Origin of the sequence: Enterobacter ludwigii (assembly GCF_001750725.1) — a bacterium.
Taxonomy (GTDB): domain Bacteria; phylum Pseudomonadota; class Gammaproteobacteria; order Enterobacterales; family Enterobacteriaceae; genus Enterobacter; species Enterobacter ludwigii.
In genome coordinates this window covers 3,041,482-3,061,767 of the sequence record NZ_CP017279.1, presented here as the reverse complement: position 1 = coordinate 3,061,767, position 20,286 = coordinate 3,041,482, and the positions used below count along the sequence as shown (strand labels likewise).

Genomic DNA, 20,286 nt, shown 5'->3' with positions numbered 1-20,286 from the left:
ATGAAAGCGTTTCGCTGGTGTGTGTTAGCAGCGTTGATGCTGGCGGCGATCCCTCTTCGCGCCGCCTGCACCTGGCCTGCCTGGGAGCAGTTTAAAAAGGATTACATCAGTGAGAGCGGGCGTGTCATTGATCCCAGCGACACGCGCAAAATCACCACGTCGGAAGGGCAAAGCTATGCGTTGTTCTTTGCCCTGGCCGCGAACGATCGCAAAGCCTTTGATCAATTGCTGACGTGGACGCGCGACAACCTGGCCGGGGGCAATCTGAACGATAATTTGCCCGCCTGGCTATGGGGTCAGAAAGACCATGACAACTGGGCGATAATCGATACCAACTCCGCCTCGGATGCCGATGTCTGGATTGCCTGGTCACTGCTTGAGGCGGGCCGGCTGTGGAAACATCCGGACTATACCCGCACGGGTAAGGCGCTCCTTAAACGCATTGCCCATGAGGAAGTGGTGAAAGTACCGGGACTCGGCTCCATGCTGCTGCCCGGGAAGGTCGGTTTTGCCGAGGAGAAAGCCTGGCGCTTTAACCCCAGCTATCTTCCTCCGCAGATAGCGAGCTATTTCACGCGCTTTGGTGCCCCGTGGACGACCCTTCGTGAAACCAATCTGCGCTTGTTACTGGAAACGGCGCCAAAGGGGTTTTCGCCGGACTGGGTGCAGTATCAGAAAAACAGAGGCTGGCATTTGCAGCAGGATAAATCGCTGGTGGGCGGCTACGACGCCATCCGCGTCTACCTCTGGGTCGGAATGATGAGTGACAAAGACGCCCAGAAAGCCCGGTTGCTTACGCGCTTCCGGCCGATGGCGACAATGACAACGAAACACGGTATACCGCCGGAAAAAGTGGATGTGGCGAGCGGGAAGCCTGCGGGCAGGGGGCCGGTCGGCTTTTCCGCTGCGATGCTGCCTTTTTTACAGCAGCGTGATGCGCAGGCGGTACAGCGCCAGCGCGTTGCAGATAATTTTCCCGATAATAATGCCTATTACAGCTACGTACTGACTCTCTTCGGGCAAGGATGGGATCAGCATCGTTTTCGCTTCACCGCTCAAGGTGAATTAATACCGGACTGGGGCCAGGAATGCGCAACTTCACAGTAAATCTTCTCAGTTTATCGCTTAGCCTGGCACTGATGCCGCTGGCTCAGGCCGCTAACTCCCCGCAGCAGCAACAGCTGCTGCAACAGGTGCGGCTGGGTGAATCGACGCAGCGTGAGGATTTGGTTCGTCAGTCGCTCTACCGCCTTGAGCTGATTGACCCGAACAACCCTGACGTCATTGCGGCGCGCTTTCGTTACCTGCTTCGTCAGGGTGATAACGCCGGTGCGCAAAAAGAGCTGGATCGTCTGAAAGGGATCGCGCCGGGCTCCAGTGCGTATCAGTCCTCGCGCAATACGATGCTGCTTTCTACGCCTGAAGGCCGTCAGCAGTTACAGCAGGCCCGGTTACTGGCTACAACGGGGCATACTCAGGAGGCCATCGCGGCCTATGACAAGCTTTTTGACGGTAATCCGCCGGGCGGTGACGTGGCGACGGAATACTGGAATGTTGTGGCGAAAGATCCTGCCCGCCGTAGCGTCGCCATTAACCAGTTGAAGAAAATTAACGCCAGCAGCCCGGGCAATACGCAGCTGCAGGGCACGCTGGCACAGCTGCTGTTCCAGACCGGACGCCGCGATGAAGGCTTTGCGGTGTTGCAGGAGATGGCCAAATCCAGCAATGGCCGCAGCCAGGCATCTGATATGTGGTATGAGCAGATCAAAGATCAGCCTGTCAGCAACGCCAGCGTCAGCGCGCTGCAAAAATACCTGAGCGTCTTCAGCGACGGCGACAGCGTAGCGGCGGCACGTACTCAACTTGATACGCAGCAAAAACAGCTCGCCGATCCAACCTTCCGTGCGAAAGCACAAGGGCTGGCGGCGGTGGATGCCGGGCAGGGCGATAAGGCGGTGGCGGATCTGCAAAAAGCGGTCAGCGCAAATCATGCCGACAGCGAAGCCGTGGGCGCGCTTGGACAGGCGTACTCTCAGAAAGGCGATCGCGTCCGTGCGGTGGCGCAGTTTGAAAAGGCGATCGCCCTCGATCCGCAGAGCGATAACCGCGGTAAATGGGACAGTTTGCTGAAAGTTAACCGCTACTGGCTGCTGATCCAGCAGGGTGATACCGCCCTGAAAGCGAACAATACGGCGCAGGCGGAACGTTATTACCAGCAGGCGCGTACCCTCGACAATACCGACAGTTATGCGGTGCTGGGGCTGGGAGATGCCGCGGCGGCGCGTAAAGACACGGCTGCGGCGGAACGTTATTACCGTCAGGCGCTGCGTATGGACAGCGGTAACAGCAATGCCGTTCGTGGCCTTGCCAATGTTTATCGTGCGCAGTCCCCGGAAAAGGCCTCGCAGTTTATCCAGTCTCTCTCTGCCAGCCAGCGCCGAAGCATTGATGACATTGAACGTAGCCTGACCAACGAGCAGCTGTCAGCCCAGGCGGAACAGCTGGAAAACCAGGGCCAATACGCTCAGGCGGCGGAAATTCAGCGTCGTCGTCTGGCACTCTCTCCGGGCGACGTCTGGATAACCTACCGTCTGTCGCGCGATCTCTATAGCGCGGGCCAGCGCAGCCAGGCGGATAACCTGATGCGCCAGCTTGCCAGCCAGAAACCGTCCGATCCGGAACAGGTGTATGCCAGTGGGCTGTATCTCTCCGGAAACGATCAGGACCGGGCCGCGCTCACGCATCTGGAGACGCTTCCGCGCAGCCAGTGGAACGCCAATATTAAGGAGCTTGCCGACCGCCTGCAGAGTAACCAGACGCTGGAAACGGCAAACCGACTGCGCGACAGCGGCAAAGAGCAGGAGGCGGAAAACCTCCTTCGCCAGCAGCCGTCCTCTACCCGTATCGACTTAACCCTTGCGGACTGGGCGCAGCAGCGTGGCGATCTGGAGGCCGCGAAAACGGCTTACAACACCGTGCTGGAGCGTGAACCGCAGAACGAAGATGCGATCCTCGGTCTGACCGAAGTGTATAGCGCCCAGGGCAACAAAGAGGCAGCCCGTGCCGCGCTGGCAAAACTGCCTGCCGCGCAAAACGGAGAGCCGCTGTCGCTCAATATGCAGCGCCGGATCGCGATGGCGCAGGCAGGCCTTGGGGATTCCGCCGCCGCAGAGCAGACGTTCAGCAAGATTATTCCTCAGGCGAAATCACAGCCTGCATCTATGGAAAACGCGCTGGTATTACGTGATGCCGCCCGTTTCCAGACGCAAAATGGTCAGCCTCAGCAGGCACTGGAAACGTATAAAGATGCGATGGTGTCGTCAGGCGTTACGACGACACGTCCGGCTGACAATGACAGCTTTACCCGCCTGACGCGTAACGACGAAAAAGACGACTGGCTGAAACGCGGCGTGCGTAGCGACGCCGGTGATTTGTACCGTCAGCAGGATGTTAACGTCACGCTGCAGCATGATTACTGGGGCTCCAGCGGCACCGGTGGCTATTCCGATCTTAAAGCGCATACCACCATGTTACAGGCGGATGCGCCACTGGCGGATGGCCGTATGTTCCTGCGTAGCGATGTGGTCAATATGGATGCCGGGTCCTTTTCCACCGATAACGGTACCTACGATCCGAAATGGGGCACCTGTTACGAAACGCCGTGTAGCGGCAACACGCATCAGTCAGCAAATGGCGCGAGTATTGCCGTGGGCTGGCAGAATAAAACCTGGGCGTGGGATATTGGTACCACGCCGATGGGCTTTGACGTTGTCGACGTGGTCGGTGGTGTAAGCTACAGCAGCGACCTGGGGCCAATCGGTTACACCGTTAACGCCCATCGTCGCCCGATCTCCAGCTCTCTGCTCGCCTTTGCCGGGCAAAAAGATACCAACACCGGCACCACCTGGGGCGGCGTGCGCGCAACCGGCGGTGGCGCGAGCATCAGTTATGACAAAGGTGAGGCGCACGGCGTCTGGTCGAGCCTGAATGCGGAAACGCTGACGGGTAAAAATGTGGAAGATAACTGGCGCGTCCGCTGGATGACCGGTTACTACTACAAGCTCATCAATAAAAACAATGAGCGTCTGACCGTTGGCGTGAGCAACATGCTCTGGCACTACGATAAAGATCTGAGCGGTTATACCCTGGGTCAGGGCGGTTATTACAGCCCGCAGGAGTATGTCTCCTTCGCGTTGCCTGTCACCTGGCGTAAACGTACCGAGAACTGGTCCTGGGAGCTGGGCGGATCGGTGTCATGGTCTCATTCTAAAACTAACGACGTGATGCGCTATCCCATTCAGGGACTGATTCCGACCGATGAGCCCGGTCGCTACACCGACAGAGGCGAAATGGAAACCGGCAGCAGCTCCTCAGGCACGGGTTATACCGCACGGGCCATTATCGAGCGCCGGGTGACGTCCAACTGGTTTGTGGGCCTCGGTGTGGATATTCAGGAAGCAAAAGATTATACCCCAAGCCACGCACTGCTTTATGTACGCTACTCTGCTGCAGGCTGGCAGGGCGATATGGACTTACCGCCGCAGCCGCTGATCCCTTACGCGGACTGGTAATCGGATTTAACTTAATCCATTTGTAAGTCTCTCTTAAAAGTACAGCAATCGGGTATACTCAGGCGCACCAGGTTTACACCCTGGTGCGCCCTGCGCTTCGAGTTTTGTGGAGAGTCATTTTGCGTGTCAGCCGTTCCTTAACTATCAAACAGATGGCGATGGTTTCTGCCGTCACAATGCTGTTTGTACTCCTTTTTTGCGTAATTTTGCTGTTTCATTCCGTACAGCAGAATCGCTATAACACGGCTTCGCAATTAGAAAGTATTGCCCGCTCGGTGCGTGGCCCGCTCTCTGCCTCTATTTTGAAAGGGGATATTCCCGAAGCGGAAACCATTTTAAAACGCATTCAGCCTGCCGGTGTCGTGAGCCGCGCAGACGTGGTGTTACCCAATCAGTTTCAGGCGCTGCGGATGAGTTTTATCCCCGAGCGCCCGGTCCCCATGATGGTGATGCGGCTGTTTGAACTGCCGGTGCAGATTTCGCTGCCGGTCTATTCGCTTGAGCGTCCCGCGAATCCACAGCCGTTGGCCTACCTTGTTCTGCAGGCAGACTCGTACCGCATGTACAAGTTCGTCATGAGCTGGGTTGTCACGTTAGTGACCACTTGCTTACTTATGACGCTTATTCTGAGCGTGGCGCTGACCTGGTGTATTAACCGTCTGATTGTGCATCCGCTACGCCGGATTGCCCGGGAGTTGAACACGCTTTCACCGCAAGACCAGGTGGGGCATCAGCTTCCGCTGCCACGTCTTCATCATGACGACGAGATTGGCATGCTGGTACGTAGCTATAACCTCAACCAGCAGCGGATGCAGCGCCAGCAGGATGAGCTGAACAGCAGCGCCACGCGCTTCCCGGTCTCGGAGCTGCCCAATAAAGCCTTCCTGATGGCGATGCTGGAACAGACTGTTGCCCGCCAGCAAACCACCGCGCTGATGGTGATCGCCTGTGAAACCCTGCAGGACACTGCCGGCGTGCTCAAAGAGAACCAGCGTGAAATGCTGCTCTTGACCCTGGTGGAGAAAGTGAAGTCCGTGCTGGCCCCGCGCATGGTGCTGACCCAGGTCAGCGGGTATGACCTGGTGGTGATTGCCAACGGCGTGAAAGAGCCGTGGCATGCGATCACGTTAGGTCAGCAAGTACTCACTGTCATTAATGAGCGGCTGCCCATTCAGGGCATCCAGCTTCGTCCAAGCGCCAGTATCGGTATTGCGATGTACTACGGTGACTTAACGGCGGAACAGCTTTACCGTCGTGCTTTCTCGGCGGCGTTTACCGCCCGGCGCAAAGGGAAAAATCAGATCCAGTTCTTCGACCCGGAACAGATGGAAAGGGCGCAGCAGCGCCTGACGGAAGAGAGCGACATTTTGACCGCGCTGGATAACCGTCAGTTTGCCCTCTGGCTCCAGCCGCAGGTGAATTTGCTGACGGGCGAGGTGATCAGCGCGGAAGCGCTGCTGCGCGTGCAGCAGCCGGATGGTTCATGGGAATTGCCGGAAGGGCTCATTGAGCGCATCGAATCCTGTGGCCTGATGGTCACCGTCGGTTACTGGGTGCTGGAGGAGTCGTGCCGACAGCTTGCTGCCTGGCAGGAACGAGGCGTGACGCTCCCGCTGTCGGTCAACTTGTCCGCCCTGCAGCTGATGCATCCGACCATGGTGTCTGAGATGCTGGAGCTGATCCATCGTTACCGGATCAAGCCTGATACGCTGACGCTGGAAGTCACGGAAAGCCGGCGTATTGACGATCCTAATGAGGCGGTCGCGATTCTGAAACCGCTGCGTAATGCCGGTATACGCATCGCGCTGGACGATTTCGGTATGGGTTATGCCGGGCTGCGTCAGCTCCAGCATATGAAAACCCTGCCGGTGGATGTGCTGAAAATCGACAAAGCCTTTGTTGAAGGGTTGCCGGAAGACAGCAGCATGGTCCAGGCCATTATCCAGCTGGCCCGCAGCCTGAAACTGCAGCTGATTGCCGAAGGGATTGAGACAGACGCGCAGCGCACCTGGCTGGCTGAAGCGGGCGTGGAGGGTGGACAGGGCTTCCTGTTTGCACCGGCTGTTCCGTCGGATGTCTTTGAACAACGCTACCTTTCCGGTGGGGACAATAGCGCAAACGTGTAATTTTGTTGCTGGCTTGTGCGAGCCAGCTCAAAGTTCTTAACATTTGTGTTTCAAATTTGAACTGGGTTTATTTCTGTCCTGTTATACGGGTGTTATTTTAAAGCCGCAGGTTAACCATAACCTTACAAAGCCTGTGGTTTTTCTTCCCAAGGACACCCTATGAAAACCTCACTCTTCAAAAGTCTCTATTTTCAGGTCCTGACAGCCATCGCAATCGGTATTTTGCTTGGTCACTATTACCCTGAACTTGGCGCACAAATGAAACCGCTTGGCGACGCATTCGTTAAGCTCATCAAAATGGTCATCGCCCCGGTGATCTTCTGTACCGTCGTGACGGGCATCGCTGGCATGGAAAGCATGAAGGCGGTAGGCCGTACCGGTGCAGTGGCGCTTCTCTATTTCGAAGTGGTCAGTACCCTTGCGCTGATTATTGGTCTTATCATCGTGAACGTGGTGCAGCCCGGCGCGGGGATGAACGTTGACCCGTCGACGCTGGATGCTAAAGCGGTCGCGGTGTATGCCGATCAGGCGAAAGACCAGGGGGTAGTGGCCTTCCTGCTGGACGTTATCCCAGGCAGCGTCATTGGTGCATTTGCCAGCGGCAACATTCTGCAGGTGCTGCTGTTTGCCGTCATGTTTGGCTTTGCCCTGCACCGTCTGGGCAACAAAGGCCAGCTGATCTTTAACGTCATCGAAAGCTTCTCGCAGGTCATCTTCGGCATCATCAATATGATCATGCGCCTGGCGCCCATTGGGGCCTTCGGTGCGATGGCATTCACCATCGGTAAGTACGGTGTGGGTACCCTGGTGCAGCTGGGTCAGCTCATCATCTGCTTCTATATCACCTGTATTCTGTTCGTGGTGGTGGTGCTGGGCTCAATCGCCCGCGCGGCAGGGTTCAGCATTTTCAAATTTATCCGTTATATCCGCGAAGAGCTGCTGATTGTTCTGGGGACCTCTTCATCAGAATCGGCCCTGCCGCGCATGCTCGATAAGATGGAAAAGCTGGGCTGCCGTAAATCGGTGGTGGGGCTGGTCATCCCGACGGGCTACTCCTTCAACCTTGATGGCACCTCGATATACCTGACAATGGCGGCCGTGTTTATCGCTCAGGCGACCAACAGCCATATGGACATTTTCCATCAGGTTACCCTGCTGGTGGTGCTCCTGCTCTCGTCTAAAGGGGCCGCAGGTGTTACTGGCAGTGGCTTTATCGTGCTGGCGGCCACCATTTCCGCGGTCGGACACCTGCCGGTGGCGGGTCTGGCGCTGATTCTCGGTATTGACCGCTTTATGTCTGAAGCCCGTGCCTTAACCAACCTCGTGGGTAACGGTGTGGCAACGGTAGTCGTGGCAAAATGGGTGAAAGAGCTGGATCACAAAAAGCTCGACGATACGTTAAATAATCGCCAGTCAGACAGCAAAACTCCTGGTTTATCCTCTTAATATTGTCACAAATGCCCGCATTCCCTTGTCGGGATGCGGGCTCCTGCGCATAATAACTGTTCGTACCTGTCATAATTCGACAAGATTTTTTTTGGGTATATTTCACTTCTGACCGTGACGTTTTGTAGAACACGCGGTCTAATCGACGTGTTTTCATCGTCATCTTTTAGAGTGAAACGCGTCGCGAGACACTCTCTTTAACCAGGAATGTTGATCAGGGGTTCACATGCAGGGCACAAAAATTCGACTCTTAACCGGCGGTTTGCTGATGATGGCAGCAGCCAGTTATGTGCAGGCAGATGCGCTCCAGCCAGACCCGGCCTGGCAACAAGGGACACTAGCGAACGGTTTTCAGTGGCAGGTTTTAGCCACCCCACAACGTCCGAGTGACCGTGTTGAAATCCGTCTGTCTGTTAATACCGGCTCCCTCACGGAAAGCACTCAGCAAACCGGTTTTAGCCATTTTATTCCCCGACTGGCGCTCACGCAGAGCGGCAGTTTGCAAGCAGTTCAGGTGCGTTCGCTCTGGCAACAGGCCATTGATCCGAAACGTCCGCTTCCGCCGGCTGTGGTCTCGTATGACTACACCATGTTCAACCTGAGCCTGCCAAATAACCGTAACGACCTGCTCAAAGAAGCCCTTACGTATCTCGCCGATGCGTCGGGCAATCTGGCGATTACGCCGGAAACCGTTAACTATGCGCTGAGCAACAGTGACATGGTTGCCACCTGGCCTGTGGACACCAAAGAGGGCTGGTGGCGTTACCGCCTGAAGGGTTCAACGCTGCTGGGGCATGACCCGGCCGAGCCGCTGAAACAGCCGGTGGACGCTGAGCAGGTAAAATCGTTCTACCAGAAATGGTACACCCCGGACGCGATGACGCTTATCGTGGTGGGGAATGTGGACAGCCGTGCGGTGGTGGAGCAGATCAACAAAGCGTTTGGCGAACTGAAAGGCAAACGCGAAACACCGGCCCCTGTCCCAACGCTCTCTCCACTGCGTGCAGAGCCTGTCAGCATTATGACGGATACCGTTCGTCAGGATCGCCTCTCCGTCATGTGGGATAACGCCTGGCAGCCAATTCGTGAGTCAGCGGCGCTGCTGCGCTACTGGCGTGCCGATCTGGCACGTGAAGCGCTGTTCTGGCACGTTCAGCAGACGCTCAGCAAGAATAACGTGAAGAATATCGGTCTCGGCTTTGACTGCCGCGTGCTGTTCCAGCGTGCACAGTGTGCCATTAACGTTGAATCGCCGGGCGATAAGCTGAATGCGAATCTGGGCGTGGTGGCAAAAGAGCTGGCAAAAGTGCGCAAAGAGGGCCTGTCGGAAGAAGAGTTCAATGCGCTGGTCGCACAGAAAAAACTTGAGCTGCAGAAGCTGTTTGCAACGTATGCCCGCGCCGATACCGACATTCTGATCAGCCAGCGTATTCGCTCACTGCAGAATCAGGTGGTGGATATTGCGCCGGAGCAGTACCAGAAGCTTCGTCAGGACTTCCTGGAGGGGTTGACCGTCGATATGTTGAATCAGGACTTACGTCAGCAGCTGTCGCAGGAAATGGCGTTGATTCTTCTGCAGCCGAAAGGCGAGCCGGAATATGACATGAAGGAACTTCAGTCGACCTGGAATACCATTATGGCCTCCACGCCGCAGCCATCGCAGGCTGCTACGGCAGATGATTTGCACCAGGACGCAACGGATATCCCGCAGGGGCAGTAATGCCCCTCATCCAGAACCCTCTCCCTGTCGGAGAGGGTTTTGTTTTTACTGTGGCATTGCCTCACGCGGAATAATTGCCCCGCGATACTGGATCACGGTGCTCGCCGTCAGGTGTCCACGCTGGGCCGCCGCTTCTGGCGTCCCGCCCGTCAAACGCACCGCCAGATAGCCCGCACTGAATGAATCACCCGCCGCCGTCGTATCAATCACTTTCTCTTTCGGCAACGTCACCGCAGGGACGTCGATGACGGCTTCACCTTCGATGGCGACCAGACACGAATCAGCCCCGCGCTTAATCACCACTTCACTTACGCCGGCGGCCTGCGTACGCGCAATCACCTCATCAACGGGTTTCTCACCCCACAGCGCATCTTCATCATCGAGCGTCAGGAAGGCGATATCGGTGCATTGCAGTATCTGCTGATAAACCTGCTGCGTCTCTTCACGGCTGGCCCACAGGCGCGGGCGGTAGTTATTATCGAAAATAACCTTGCCGCCATTGGCGCGGCATTCACGCAGTAACGACAGCAGCTTTTCACGGCTGGCTGAGCTTAAAATAGCCAGGCTAATCCCGCTCAGATAAAGATAATCAAAGGTGGCTAACGCTTCGCAGATGGCAGCCGCAGCGTCGCTCTCCAGCCAGAATTTGGCCGCGGCTTCGTTACGCCAGTAGTAGAAGGTCCGCTCGCCGGTATCGTCGGTTTCAATGTAGTAAAGCCCCGGCAGGCGGTTTTCCATACGCTGTATCAGCGAGGTGTCCACCTGCTCACTCTGCCAGGCTTCCAGCATTTGCTGGCTGAAACTGTCCGTCCCCAGGGCGGTGACGTAGTTCACGGTAAGGGCCTCTGGGGCAACCTGACGGGCAATATAAACGGAGGTGTTTAACGTATCGCCACCAAAACCGCGGCTGACTTCCGCGCCTTTTTGTGACAGCTCAATCATGCATTCGCCAATCACGGCAATTTTCTTGGTCATAGTCGTGAACCTGAACAGAGTAATTTTCGGTAGTGTGCGCTGAGTGAATTATGCGGTCAACTATATTAAAACGACGTTCCATTATTTTATTTGAGCCAGCGCGTGTTCCTGTTAATTTCTGCCCGCTTAATTTCATTTTCCGGGTGAATTGAACATAAAGTTCTCAATTGCCGGGCCGATAACCCTTTGACGAGTCCAGAAAGGCCATCCAACAACAGGACATCTGAAATGAAGTCAGAGCAGGTTATCCAGCGGCTGAGCACTACGCCTGAGGCAAGTATTGAGAACTTGCAGGAGCATCGCTACTGGCTGCAATGTGAGCGTGCGTACACCTATCAGCCGATCTACCGAACGGACGGTCGACTGATGGCTATTGAAATTTTGACCGTCGTGACGCACCCGTCAAACCCCTCACAGCGTATCGCACCGGACCGCTATTTTGCCGAAGTTGCCGTGCGCCAGCGCCTGGATGTGCTGGAAGAACAGCTCCGTATGCTGGCAACCAAACAGGCCTTTTTCGAACAGCACGCCATCCTCGCCTCGGTCAACGTCGATGGACCCACCTTGCTGGCGCTGCGCCAGAACGCGAAATTACAGGAGCTGATCGCCTCCTTACCGTGGATGCGCTTTGAGCTGGTGGAGCATGTTCGTCTGCCACAGGACTCATCATTTGCCTCGATGTGCGAATTCGGCCCGCTGTGGCTGGATGACTTTGGCACCGGGATGGCGAACTTCTCTGCCCTCAGCGAAGTGCGTTACGACTACATTAAAGTGGCCCGCGACCTGTTCATTATGCTGCGCCAGACCCCGGAAGGGCGGAACCTGTTTACGCTCTTATTACAGCTGATGAACCGCTACTGCCAGGGCGTGATAGTGGAAGGTGTGGAAACGCTGGATGAGTGGCGTGATGTGCAAAATTCTCCCGCGGCGGCGGCACAAGGCTATTTCCTCTCTCGTCCGGTCCCAATGGATACCCTCGATTCCGTGATAACGATCCTCTGATCTGCCCGCTTCCCTTTGTCTGAACTATAGTTTTACAGGTAAGGTCATCAGGAAAGGGGATAACAATGACAAAAACAACCAGGGTAATCGCCTGGACAGCAGGGATTTTATTGTTGTTGATCGTGGTCGCCGTCGTCATTATCGCGACGTTTGACTGGAACCGCCTTAAGCCGACCATCAACCAGAAAGTCTCCACCGAACTCAATCGCCCCTTCGCCATACGCGGCGATCTCGGGGTGGTGTGGGAACGCCAGAAAGAGGAGACCGGCTGGCGAAGCTGGATCCCCTGGCCGCATGTCCACGCCGACGACATCATTCTCGGCAACCCGCCGGATATTCCTGACGTGACAATGGTGCATCTGCCCCGCGTAGAAGCCACGCTGGCCCCGTTAGCGCTACTGACCAAAACGGTTTACCTGCCGTGGATCAAGCTTCAGCAGCCCGATGCGCGTCTGATCCGCCTTTCCGAAAAGAACAACAACTGGACGTTTGATCTCGCCAGCAGCGACGAAAAAGATCCCAATGCGCAGCCCTCATCATGGTCATTCCGTCTCGACAATATTCTCTTCGATCGCGGGCGGATCGCCATCGACGACAAGGTTAGCAAAGCTGATATCGAGATCCTGGTCGATCCGTTGGGCAAACCGCTGCCGTTTAGCGAAGTGACCGGTGCAAAAGCGAAGGGCGATAATGCCAAAGCCGGGGATTATGTTTTCGGCCTGAAGGCCGAAGGGCGCTACAAAGGGCAGCCCCTGACCGGCACCGGCAAAATTGGCGGCATGCTGGCGCTTCGAAGCGACTCGACGCCGTTTCCTGTGCAGGCGGATTTCCGCTCCGGGAACACGCGGGTGGCCTTCACCGGGACCGTCAACGATCCTATGAACATGGGGGGCGTTGATCTGCGGCTGAAGTTTGCCGGTGATTCGCTGGGTGAACTGTATGAACTCACTGGCGTCCTGCTGCCAGATACGCCACCGTTTGAGACGGACGGGCATCTGGTGGCAAAAATCGACACGGAAAAATCGTCGGTATTTGATTATCGCGATTTCAATGGCCGTATTGGCGACAGCGATATCCATGGCTCGTTGACCTACACCACCGGAAAACCGCGTCCGAAACTGGAAGGTGATGTGGAGTCTCGCCAGCTGCGGCTGGCCGATTTGGGGCCGCTGATCGGGATTGATTCCGGTAAAGGCACGAAATCAAAAGAGGTGAAGAAAGATCGCCAGCCGGCGGGGAAAGTCCTGCCTTACGATCGCTTTGAAACCGATAAGTGGGACGTAATGGATGCGGATGTTCGCTTTAAAGGGGGCAAAATCGAACATGGCAGTACGCTGCCGATCAGCAATCTTTCGACCCATATCCTGCTTAAAAATGCCGATTTACGCCTGCAGCCGCTGAAGTTTGGCATGGCGGGTGGGACCATCTCATCGAACATTCACCTCGAAGGCGATAAAAAGCCGATGCAGGGGCGTGCCGATATTAAGGCCCGCCGGCTCAAACTGAAAGAGCTGATGCCGAACGTGGAATTGATGCAGAAAACCCTGGGTGAAATGAACGGCGATGCGGATATCCGCGGCGTGGGGAATTCCGTGGCTGCACTGCTCGGGAGCAGTAACGGTAACCTGAAGCTTCTGATGAATGACGGGCTGGTGAGCCGTAACCTGATGGAGATCCTGGGGCTGAACGTCGGGAACTACGTCATCGGGCAAATCTTCGGTGATGATGAGGTGCGGGTGAACTGTGCGGCGGCCAACCTGGATCTGGTCAACGGCGTGGCGCGCCCGCAGATTTTTGCCTTCGATACGGAGAACGCGGTTATCAACGTGACCGGCACCGCCAGTATGGCCTCCGAGCAGCTTGATTTAACCATCGATCCGGAAAGTAAGGGGATTCGTATCATCACCCTGCGTTCGCCGCTCTACGTGCGTGGGACCTTTAAAAATCCGCAGGCGGGTGTGAAACCCGGTCCTCTGATTGCGCGCGGCGCGGTGGCGGCAGCACTCGCGACGCTGGTTACGCCAGCGGCGGCGCTGTTGGCGTTAATTTCGCCGTCAGAAGGGGATGCGAATCAGTGCCGGAACATTTTGTCGCAGATGAAAAAATAACGTACGGCTTTCGGGACCTTTACCCTCTCCCTGGGGGAGAGGGTATCAGGCCGCGGTGAATTACAGAGACTGGTGCTTCGTCTCGTGGGTCAGCAGCAGGGCAATCAGCGTCAGTGCTGCCATGGCGGCCAGGTAAACGCCCACGTAGAACAGGCCATAATTTGCCTGCAGCCAGGTGGCGATATAAGGCGCAACGGACGCACCCAGAATAGAGGCAACGTTATAGGAGAACGACGCGCCGGTATAACGCACTTCCGTCGGGAACAGCTCTGGCAGCAGCGCGCCCATCGGGCCGAAGGTCAGGCCCATCAGGCTCAGACCAATGAGCAGGTACGCCATGACCAGCGCAGGGCTACCTGAACCCAGCAGCGGCGGGAAGACGAACAGGGCAAACAGAATGATCAGCGTGGTGATAACAATCATGCTTGAGCGACGACCAAACTTATCCGCCAGCAGGCCGGCAATCGGCACCATGACGCCAAACCCAATGACCGCCATCATCAACATCCACAGCACTTCGTTACGCGGCAGGCCGAGCCCAACCGGCGCGGCGGCGGTGCTGAACGTCATTGAGTAGACCGTCATGATATAGAACAGCGTGTAGGTCGCGAGCATGATAAACGTGCCCAGTACCGTCACGCGGACGTGTTTAGTCAGCAGCGTACCCAGCGGCACTTTTACCTGTTTTTTCGCGGCGGCAACTTTAGCGAAAACCGGCGTTTCGTGAAGCGACACGCGGACATACAGGCCAATCAGCACCAGCACGGCGGAGAAGACGAACGGAATACGCCAGCCCCAGCTCATGAACTGTTCGTCCGTCAGCAGCCAGGAGAGCAGCAGGAAAGTCCCGTTCGCAAAGAAGAAGCCAATCGGTGCGCCAAGCTGCGGGAATGAACCGTACAGCGCGCGTTTGCGTGCCGGTGCGTTCTCCGTGGCCAGCAGCGCCGCACCCCCCCATTCACCGCCCAGCCCCAGACCCTGACCAAAACGCGCCAGCGCCAGCAGCATCGGGGCCAGAATACCAATGGTTTCGTAGGTAGGCAGCAAGCCGATAGCGACGGTGGAGATCCCCATCGTCAGCAGCGAGGCCACCAGCGTGACCTTACGGCCGATGCGATCGCCAAAGTGTCCAAACAGGGCAGAGCCAATCGGACGCGCAACAAACGCGATCGCAAAGGTAGCCAGAGACTGCAGCGTGGCTGCCGTCGGGTCACCCTGCGGGAAGAAAATATGCGGGAAGACAATGACCGCGGCGGTGGCATAAATGTAAAAGTCGAAGAACTCAATGGCGGTGCCAATCAGCGAGGCGACGACAACTTTGTTTCGCGAGTTAACCGGCGCGGTTTCCGCACCGGAGTCGAGTGTTGTGGCTGTTGCTTGCATAATATTTTCTTATTTTTAGTCGGACGAAAGGCCATATTACGCACAGCAAAAGCGACATTTCAATCTGTAACAAAGCCGCGCACTGGTGATAAAAGCAACAAAGAGCGGATAATGTTCAGGCCAGACAAAACACTTCTATGAAATGCTTCACAGTTTTCAGATATCAGCTGATAAAACTGGTTTTTGGTTAAATAAAAGTTACGGACTGGATTTATATGCTGAAATGATGAATCGGGCTGAAGTTTCAGCCCGGGAGAGACGTTATCGGTGTGTTTTACCCGGCATGCGCGGGTCGTCTTTGTACTCGGCGGTGGCAATCCATGCCGCGCAGAACAAGGTCAGGCGGGCGAAGAAGTAGAAGAACGCCATCAGCCCCAGCACCGAGCCAAACGCCGCGCCAGAAGGGGATTTCACCAGCGATGGCAGAGTGTAAGTCATCACAATTTTGATCACTTCAAAGCCTATCGCCGCAATCAATGTGCCGCGGATCAGCGCCTTCTTACGCGGACGATGGCGGGGCAAGCGCCAGAAGATCCAGAAGAACAGCAGATAGTTGGCGAAGATGGAAATAGCCAGTCCAATGCCGCGCCACGCGGGCTTCAGCCACTCGATGTAATCCAGATAGAGCGCAGAGATAATCATCTGCTGCGCCGAACCGGCGACAGAGGTGATGGAGAGCGTCACAATCAGCGCGACGAGCAGGCCAATCAGCGAAACAAAGTCGCGAAGATACTTAACCCAGATTTTCTCCTGGTCCTGAGGCTTACGCTCCCACACCTCGCGCGACTGGGCACGAATGGCCTCGCGGAGGTTGCCCATCCAGTTAATCCCAGAGTAAAGGGCAATCAACAGACCGACGATACCGACCGTCGTACGTTGCTGTACGGCGGTATTAATGGTGTTTTTGAGCGTGGTGGCAAGGGTCGGATCACTGACGTTATTCAGGATTTTATTGAAGATATCCTGCAGCAGCGTTGGGTGTGACGCGAGCACAAAACCGGCTGCGGCAAAGGACACCATCAGGATCGGGATCATCGATAAAAAAGAGAAATAGGTGATGGCAGCCCCAAACTGGTTACCCATGCGGTCATTAAACCGCTCTGTCGCGCGTATCAGGTGCGCAATCATGGGGAACTGCTGTATCCGCTCTGCCAGGCTGGTGACAGTCCCCAGCGCTTTGCTGGCGGTGCCTGGCATTTTTACTTCTTCGGGCCCGGTTTCCATCTTCTGGATGGGTTCGTAATCTAAATGTTGGGTAGGTCGTTGCGGGTTGTTTTCCGGCGTCACGCGACTTTTCCTTTTCGTTTGGCTGGATGTTATTGAATTATAGCTTGCGACTAATCCACGTAAGCTTTTGTGAGTGCAGTCAGCCACTCCATAAACAGATGTACCCGACGGGAGAGGTTGCGCCGGTGGGGATAAATTAGCGATACCGGCATCGGTTCCGCCCGGTACTGCGGGAGAACTTCAATCAACTTCCTGGTGCGCAGAGCGTCACGCACGCCAACGCGCGGCACCTGGATAATACCCAGTCCGGCGATGCACGCCGCCTGATACGTTTCTGTGCTGTTGACGGTTAAGACCCCGCCCGTCTTCACCCACTGCGTCGACGTGCCGTTATAAAATTCAAAGCCCTGGGGACGTGTTCCCAGCGTGGCGGCGTAGTGAATGACGGCGTGTGAACCCAAATCTTCCAGCGTTTCCGGATAGCCAAAACGCGTGACATAATCCGGGCTGGCGCAGTTAATCACCGACAGCTTGCCCAGCGGGCGGGCGATAAGTCCCGAGTCTTTGAGCGCGCCGACGCGTACCACACAATCAAACCCTTCACGAATAACATCCACCAGGCGATCGCTGCTGCTAAGTTCCAGCTCGATGCCCGGATATTGCTGCAGAAAAGCAGGCAGTTTGGGGATGACTAAATTTCGAGCAACGCTGACGGGCATATCCACGCGTAACCGACCGCTGATGGTGGAGGGGTCATGCTGGAACATACCGTCCAGTTCATCCAGGTTTGTCAGAAGATCTTTTGCCCGCTCGTAATACACCATGCCGTCCTGCGTCAGGCTTACGCGACGCGTGGTTCGGTGCAATAGCTGGGTTCCCAGTCGGTTTTCCAGCGCCTGAATTTGCCGCGAAACACTGCCTTTCGGCAGCGTCAGTGACTCCGCCGCCCGGGAAAAACTCTCCAGTTCCGCGACACGAACAAACAGCTGCATTGCGTGAATTTTATCCATAGACGAAGCTCATTGTTGTTGCAATTGAAACAGTGAAGCGTTCTGCGACATCTTTATTGATCTTCTATCACCTAATAAGCTCTTTCTCAATCTCCACAACAGTCAAAACGAGGTTTCTTATGTCTGAACGTATTGCATTAGTCACAGGTGGTAGCCGTGGTCTGGGTAAAAACGCGGCGTTGAAGCTCGCAGCAGACGGAACGGGAATCATCCTGACCTATAACCGAAGCCAACAGGACGCGCTGGATGTTGTGCGCGAAATTCAGCAAAAATGCGTTAACGCGGCGGCATTGCAGCTCAACGTCGGCGATGTTGCCAGTTTCGACCTTTTTGCCGGTCAGCTTCAGGAAATCCTTAATACCGTATGGCAGCGTGAAACCTTTGATTATTTATTAAACAACGCCGGGACGGGCTTGTACGCGCCCTATGCCGAGACAACGGAAGCCCAGTTTGATGAGGCGCTGAATATCCATTTCAAAGGGCCTTTTTTCCTGACGCAGCGTTTGCTTCCCTTGCTGAACGACGGTGGGCGGATCCTGAACGTTTCCAGCGGGCTGGCCCGTTTTACGCAACCCGGTTCCGGCACCTATGCGGCAATGAAAGGGGCGATGGAAGTGCTGACCCGCTACCAGGCGAAAGAGCTGGGCGCGCGCGGTATCTCCGTCAATATCATTGCTCCCGGTGCGATAGAAACCGACTTTGGCGGCGGACGCGTGCGTGACAACGCGCAGCTTAACCAGATGCTGGCATCGCAGACGGCGCTCGGGCGCGTAGGGCTGCCGGATGATATCGGTGATGCCATTGCGGCGCTGCTCAGCGATAAACTGGGCTGGATGAATGCGCAGCGTATTGAAGTATCAGGCGGTATGTTCCTGTGATGCCTTCGCTTAAGGGGATGGAACCTCTTAAGGAAATCCTCAAATTGAATGTGTCCAGATAATGGGAGATATAAATAACACTGGTGGATTTGTAACGTCTCCGTTCATTGAGTTTTTTCTTAAATAATGCCTCTGTAGAATCTCCCTTCGCGACTCTCAGAGGGAGAAAAACGATGCGGGTAATTATGTTTGACAGGCAGTCCCTGTTTATTCACGGAGCGATACACAGTCTTCAGAAATTAATTCCGGAAATAAATATTACGGGAAGCTGTCAGGCAGAAGATTTATGGGCGCAAATTTCAGCGTCACCCTCGGCTATCGTCATGATTGACGGGAATTTAATTGAGGATGAGGGGATCGGCTGGCTGGAAGCGATCATGCAGCGTTTCCCGACGATACGCGTGGTAATGGTTCTGGCTAAAAAAGAGGCCCGATGGGTTGAGCAATTGCTGCAGCGAAACGTGATGGCCATTGTTCCCCGCAATGCGCACCCGGAGCGCTTTTCCGCAGTGCTGGATTCGGTCTCCCGAGGAATGGTGTGCTTCCCCGGTGAGTGGGTGAGGCAACCGTCGGCGCCGCAGGCGTTATTATCCTTAAGCGAACGCCAGCGCGAAGTCCTGAAATTACTGGCGGCGGGGGAGTCCAACAAAGAGATCGGGCGCAATCTCAACATCAGCGCCGCCACGGTGAAAGCGCACCTGGAAGCGCTTTTCCGCCGCCTGGAGGTGAAAAACAGAACCCAGGCCGCGATGTACTATACCCGGGCGACGGCCTGAAGAATTGCGGTCGGGAGTGAGGTCGTCTCACCGAAACTGAGCATCATCAACACCAGCGCGTCGTGCTGCTGTTGGGTTAACGGGCGTTTAAATTTTTCCCGCAACAGCGTTTCGCACAGCTGAATATCATCGTGAAGTAAATATTCAGCCTGTAGCGGCGTGATAAGACGCTGAAAACATTCGCCCTGGCGAATAACATGGCCATAGCCAATAACCCATAAACCGTTTTCATCACGATATTTCTCCAGAGAAAGCCCCTGGTGTTTTTTTATTAACGCAATGGCGGCAGAAGATATCTTCAGCGCATGACCTTTCATATTCGTTTCCTCTTAATGGCAATATTGTAGAGGAAACGACACGCGCAAAATATCCGCCAAATGGCTATAGATCAGGAATGATTGCTGAGATATTCCTGCTTCAATAAACCGAACAGCCAGTCATTATGCCATTGTCCGCCAAGGTAATAACTCTCGCGTAACTCGCCCTCCAGACGAAAGCCCGTTTTTTCCAGCAGGCGTCTGGAGGCGATATTCCCCGCCGTGACGGTGGCGGTGAGGCGGCGTATGCCGCCCTGATGAAAGGCGTAACCGCACAGCGCCTGCAGCGATTCGAAGCCGTAGCCTTTCCCCTGGGCCGCAGGTGCAAAAAGAAAACCCACTTCCGCGCAATCGTCATCGCGATGAATATAACCGGTGACGCCGAGCGGTACGCCGGAGGTGGCGTCACGCACAACGAGGCAAAGCCAGTGCGCGCTGCCCGGCGTCCAGGGCGTCAGACGAGATTCGAACGCCTCGCGGATCGCCTCCACGGGGCGATCTTCCGCGACAAAACGCATCACCTCGGGGTCGTGCTGCAACGCCAGGAAAAAGGGCCAGTCATGGTCTTGCAGCGGTGAACAGATAAGACGCGATGTCGTTAAGACAGGCATTCAGATTCTCCTGAAACATTTAAAATGATTTTCGTGGTGTCACTTTATTTCAACAGAAAGTCAGGTATGGTTAACCTCGTATAAATAAAAAGAAAAACGGCCATTACGGGCCCATTCTGGTTGTCTTCGTTGTCGC

The 20,286-nt window shown here is 55.6% G+C and carries 15 protein-coding genes; 9 read left to right on the top strand and 6 right to left on the bottom strand.

Annotated features, from left to right (window positions below; all coding sequences use genetic code 11):
- From bcsZ to BH714_RS14385, 5 genes are all read left to right on the top strand, one after another.
- The gene (bcsZ, locus tag BH714_RS14405; protein ID WP_040018273.1) at nt 1-1,107 is read left to right on the top strand and encodes a cellulose synthase complex periplasmic endoglucanase BcsZ; all 1,107 of its coding nucleotides are present in this window, start codon (nt 1-3) and stop codon (nt 1,105-1,107) included.
- The gene (gene bcsC / locus BH714_RS14400; RefSeq protein WP_040018272.1) at nt 1,089-4,571 is read left to right on the top strand and encodes a cellulose synthase complex outer membrane protein BcsC; all 3,483 of its coding nucleotides are present in this window, start codon (nt 1,089-1,091) and stop codon (nt 4,569-4,571) included. Before bcsZ ends, bcsC begins: the two co-directional genes overlap by 19 nt.
- Before the next feature lie 119 nt (nt 4,572-4,690).
- A complete protein-coding gene (gene hmsP / locus BH714_RS14395) occupies nt 4,691-6,697 on the top strand; it encodes a biofilm formation regulator HmsP (RefSeq protein ID WP_025202803.1) in 2,007 nt (668 codons plus the stop codon).
- A gap of 159 nt (nt 6,698-6,856) precedes the next feature.
- Complete coding sequence (locus tag BH714_RS14390; RefSeq protein WP_014172087.1) at nt 6,857-8,143, top strand: dicarboxylate/amino acid:cation symporter; 1,287 nt, start codon at nt 6,857-6,859, stop codon at nt 8,141-8,143.
- A gap of 226 nt (nt 8,144-8,369) precedes the next feature.
- Complete coding sequence (locus BH714_RS14385) at nt 8,370-9,863, top strand: M16 family metallopeptidase (protein ID WP_025202804.1); 1,494 nt, start codon at nt 8,370-8,372, stop codon at nt 9,861-9,863.
- Nucleotides 9,864-9,908: 45 nt separating this feature from the next.
- On the opposite strand, the gene kdgK is transcribed toward BH714_RS14385, so the two are convergent.
- Entirely contained in the window at nt 9,909-10,838 is a 930-nt protein-coding gene (gene kdgK / locus BH714_RS14380; protein ID WP_040018271.1) for a 2-dehydro-3-deoxygluconokinase, read from the bottom strand.
- Between the two features lie 228 nt (nt 10,839-11,066).
- Between kdgK and pdeH the strand changes: the two genes are divergently transcribed.
- Together pdeH and BH714_RS14370 are read left to right on the top strand one after the other, a co-directional pair.
- A complete protein-coding gene (pdeH, locus tag BH714_RS14375; RefSeq protein ID WP_032679195.1) occupies nt 11,067-11,840 on the top strand; it encodes a cyclic-guanylate-specific phosphodiesterase in 774 nt (257 codons plus the stop codon).
- 65 nt (nt 11,841-11,905) lie between these two features.
- On the top strand, nt 11,906-13,948 hold the full coding sequence (locus BH714_RS14370) for an AsmA family protein (protein ID WP_040018270.1): 2,043 nt from the start codon (nt 11,906-11,908) through the stop codon (nt 13,946-13,948).
- Nucleotides 13,949-14,008: 60 nt separating this feature from the next.
- Here the strand turns inward: BH714_RS14370 and BH714_RS14365 are convergent, their stop codons facing one another.
- The 3 genes from BH714_RS14365 to BH714_RS14355 form a co-directional block, all read right to left on the bottom strand.
- The gene (locus BH714_RS14365) at nt 14,009-15,331 is read right to left on the bottom strand and encodes an MFS transporter (RefSeq protein WP_014172082.1); all 1,323 of its coding nucleotides are present in this window, start codon (nt 15,329-15,331) and stop codon (nt 14,009-14,011) included.
- Between the two features lie 261 nt (nt 15,332-15,592).
- Nucleotides 15,593-16,618: an inner membrane protein YhjD gene (yhjD, locus tag BH714_RS14360; RefSeq protein ID WP_020884492.1), complete on the bottom strand. Its 1,026-nt coding sequence runs from the start codon at nt 16,616-16,618 to the stop codon at nt 15,593-15,595.
- 50 nt (nt 16,619-16,668) lie between these two features.
- The gene (locus BH714_RS14355) at nt 16,669-17,568 is read right to left on the bottom strand and encodes a LysR family transcriptional regulator (protein WP_014172080.1); all 900 of its coding nucleotides are present in this window, start codon (nt 17,566-17,568) and stop codon (nt 16,669-16,671) included.
- Nucleotides 17,569-17,687: 119 nt separating this feature from the next.
- Here BH714_RS14355 and BH714_RS14350 point away from each other — a divergent pair, with 119 nt between their 5' ends.
- Both BH714_RS14350 and BH714_RS14345 read left to right on the top strand, forming a co-directional pair.
- Nucleotides 17,688-18,446, top strand: coding sequence for an SDR family NAD(P)-dependent oxidoreductase (locus BH714_RS14350; RefSeq protein WP_040018269.1), 759 nt, complete (start codon nt 17,688-17,690; stop codon nt 18,444-18,446).
- Between the two features lie 173 nt (nt 18,447-18,619).
- Entirely contained in the window at nt 18,620-19,222 is a 603-nt protein-coding gene (locus BH714_RS14345) for a response regulator transcription factor (protein WP_040018268.1), read from the top strand.
- Here the strand turns inward: BH714_RS14345 and BH714_RS14340 are convergent.
- Together BH714_RS14340 and BH714_RS14335 are read right to left on the bottom strand one after the other, a co-directional pair.
- Nucleotides 19,201-19,539 (bottom strand): lysozyme, encoded by a 339-nt coding sequence (locus BH714_RS14340; protein WP_014172077.1) that lies wholly within the window; start codon nt 19,537-19,539, stop codon nt 19,201-19,203. The genes BH714_RS14345 and BH714_RS14340 overlap by 22 nt on opposite strands.
- Nucleotides 19,540-19,610: 71 nt before the next feature.
- Entirely contained in the window at nt 19,611-20,150 is a 540-nt protein-coding gene (locus BH714_RS14335) for a GNAT family N-acetyltransferase (RefSeq protein WP_025202811.1), read from the bottom strand.
- Nucleotides 20,151-20,286 lie beyond the last annotated feature (136 nt).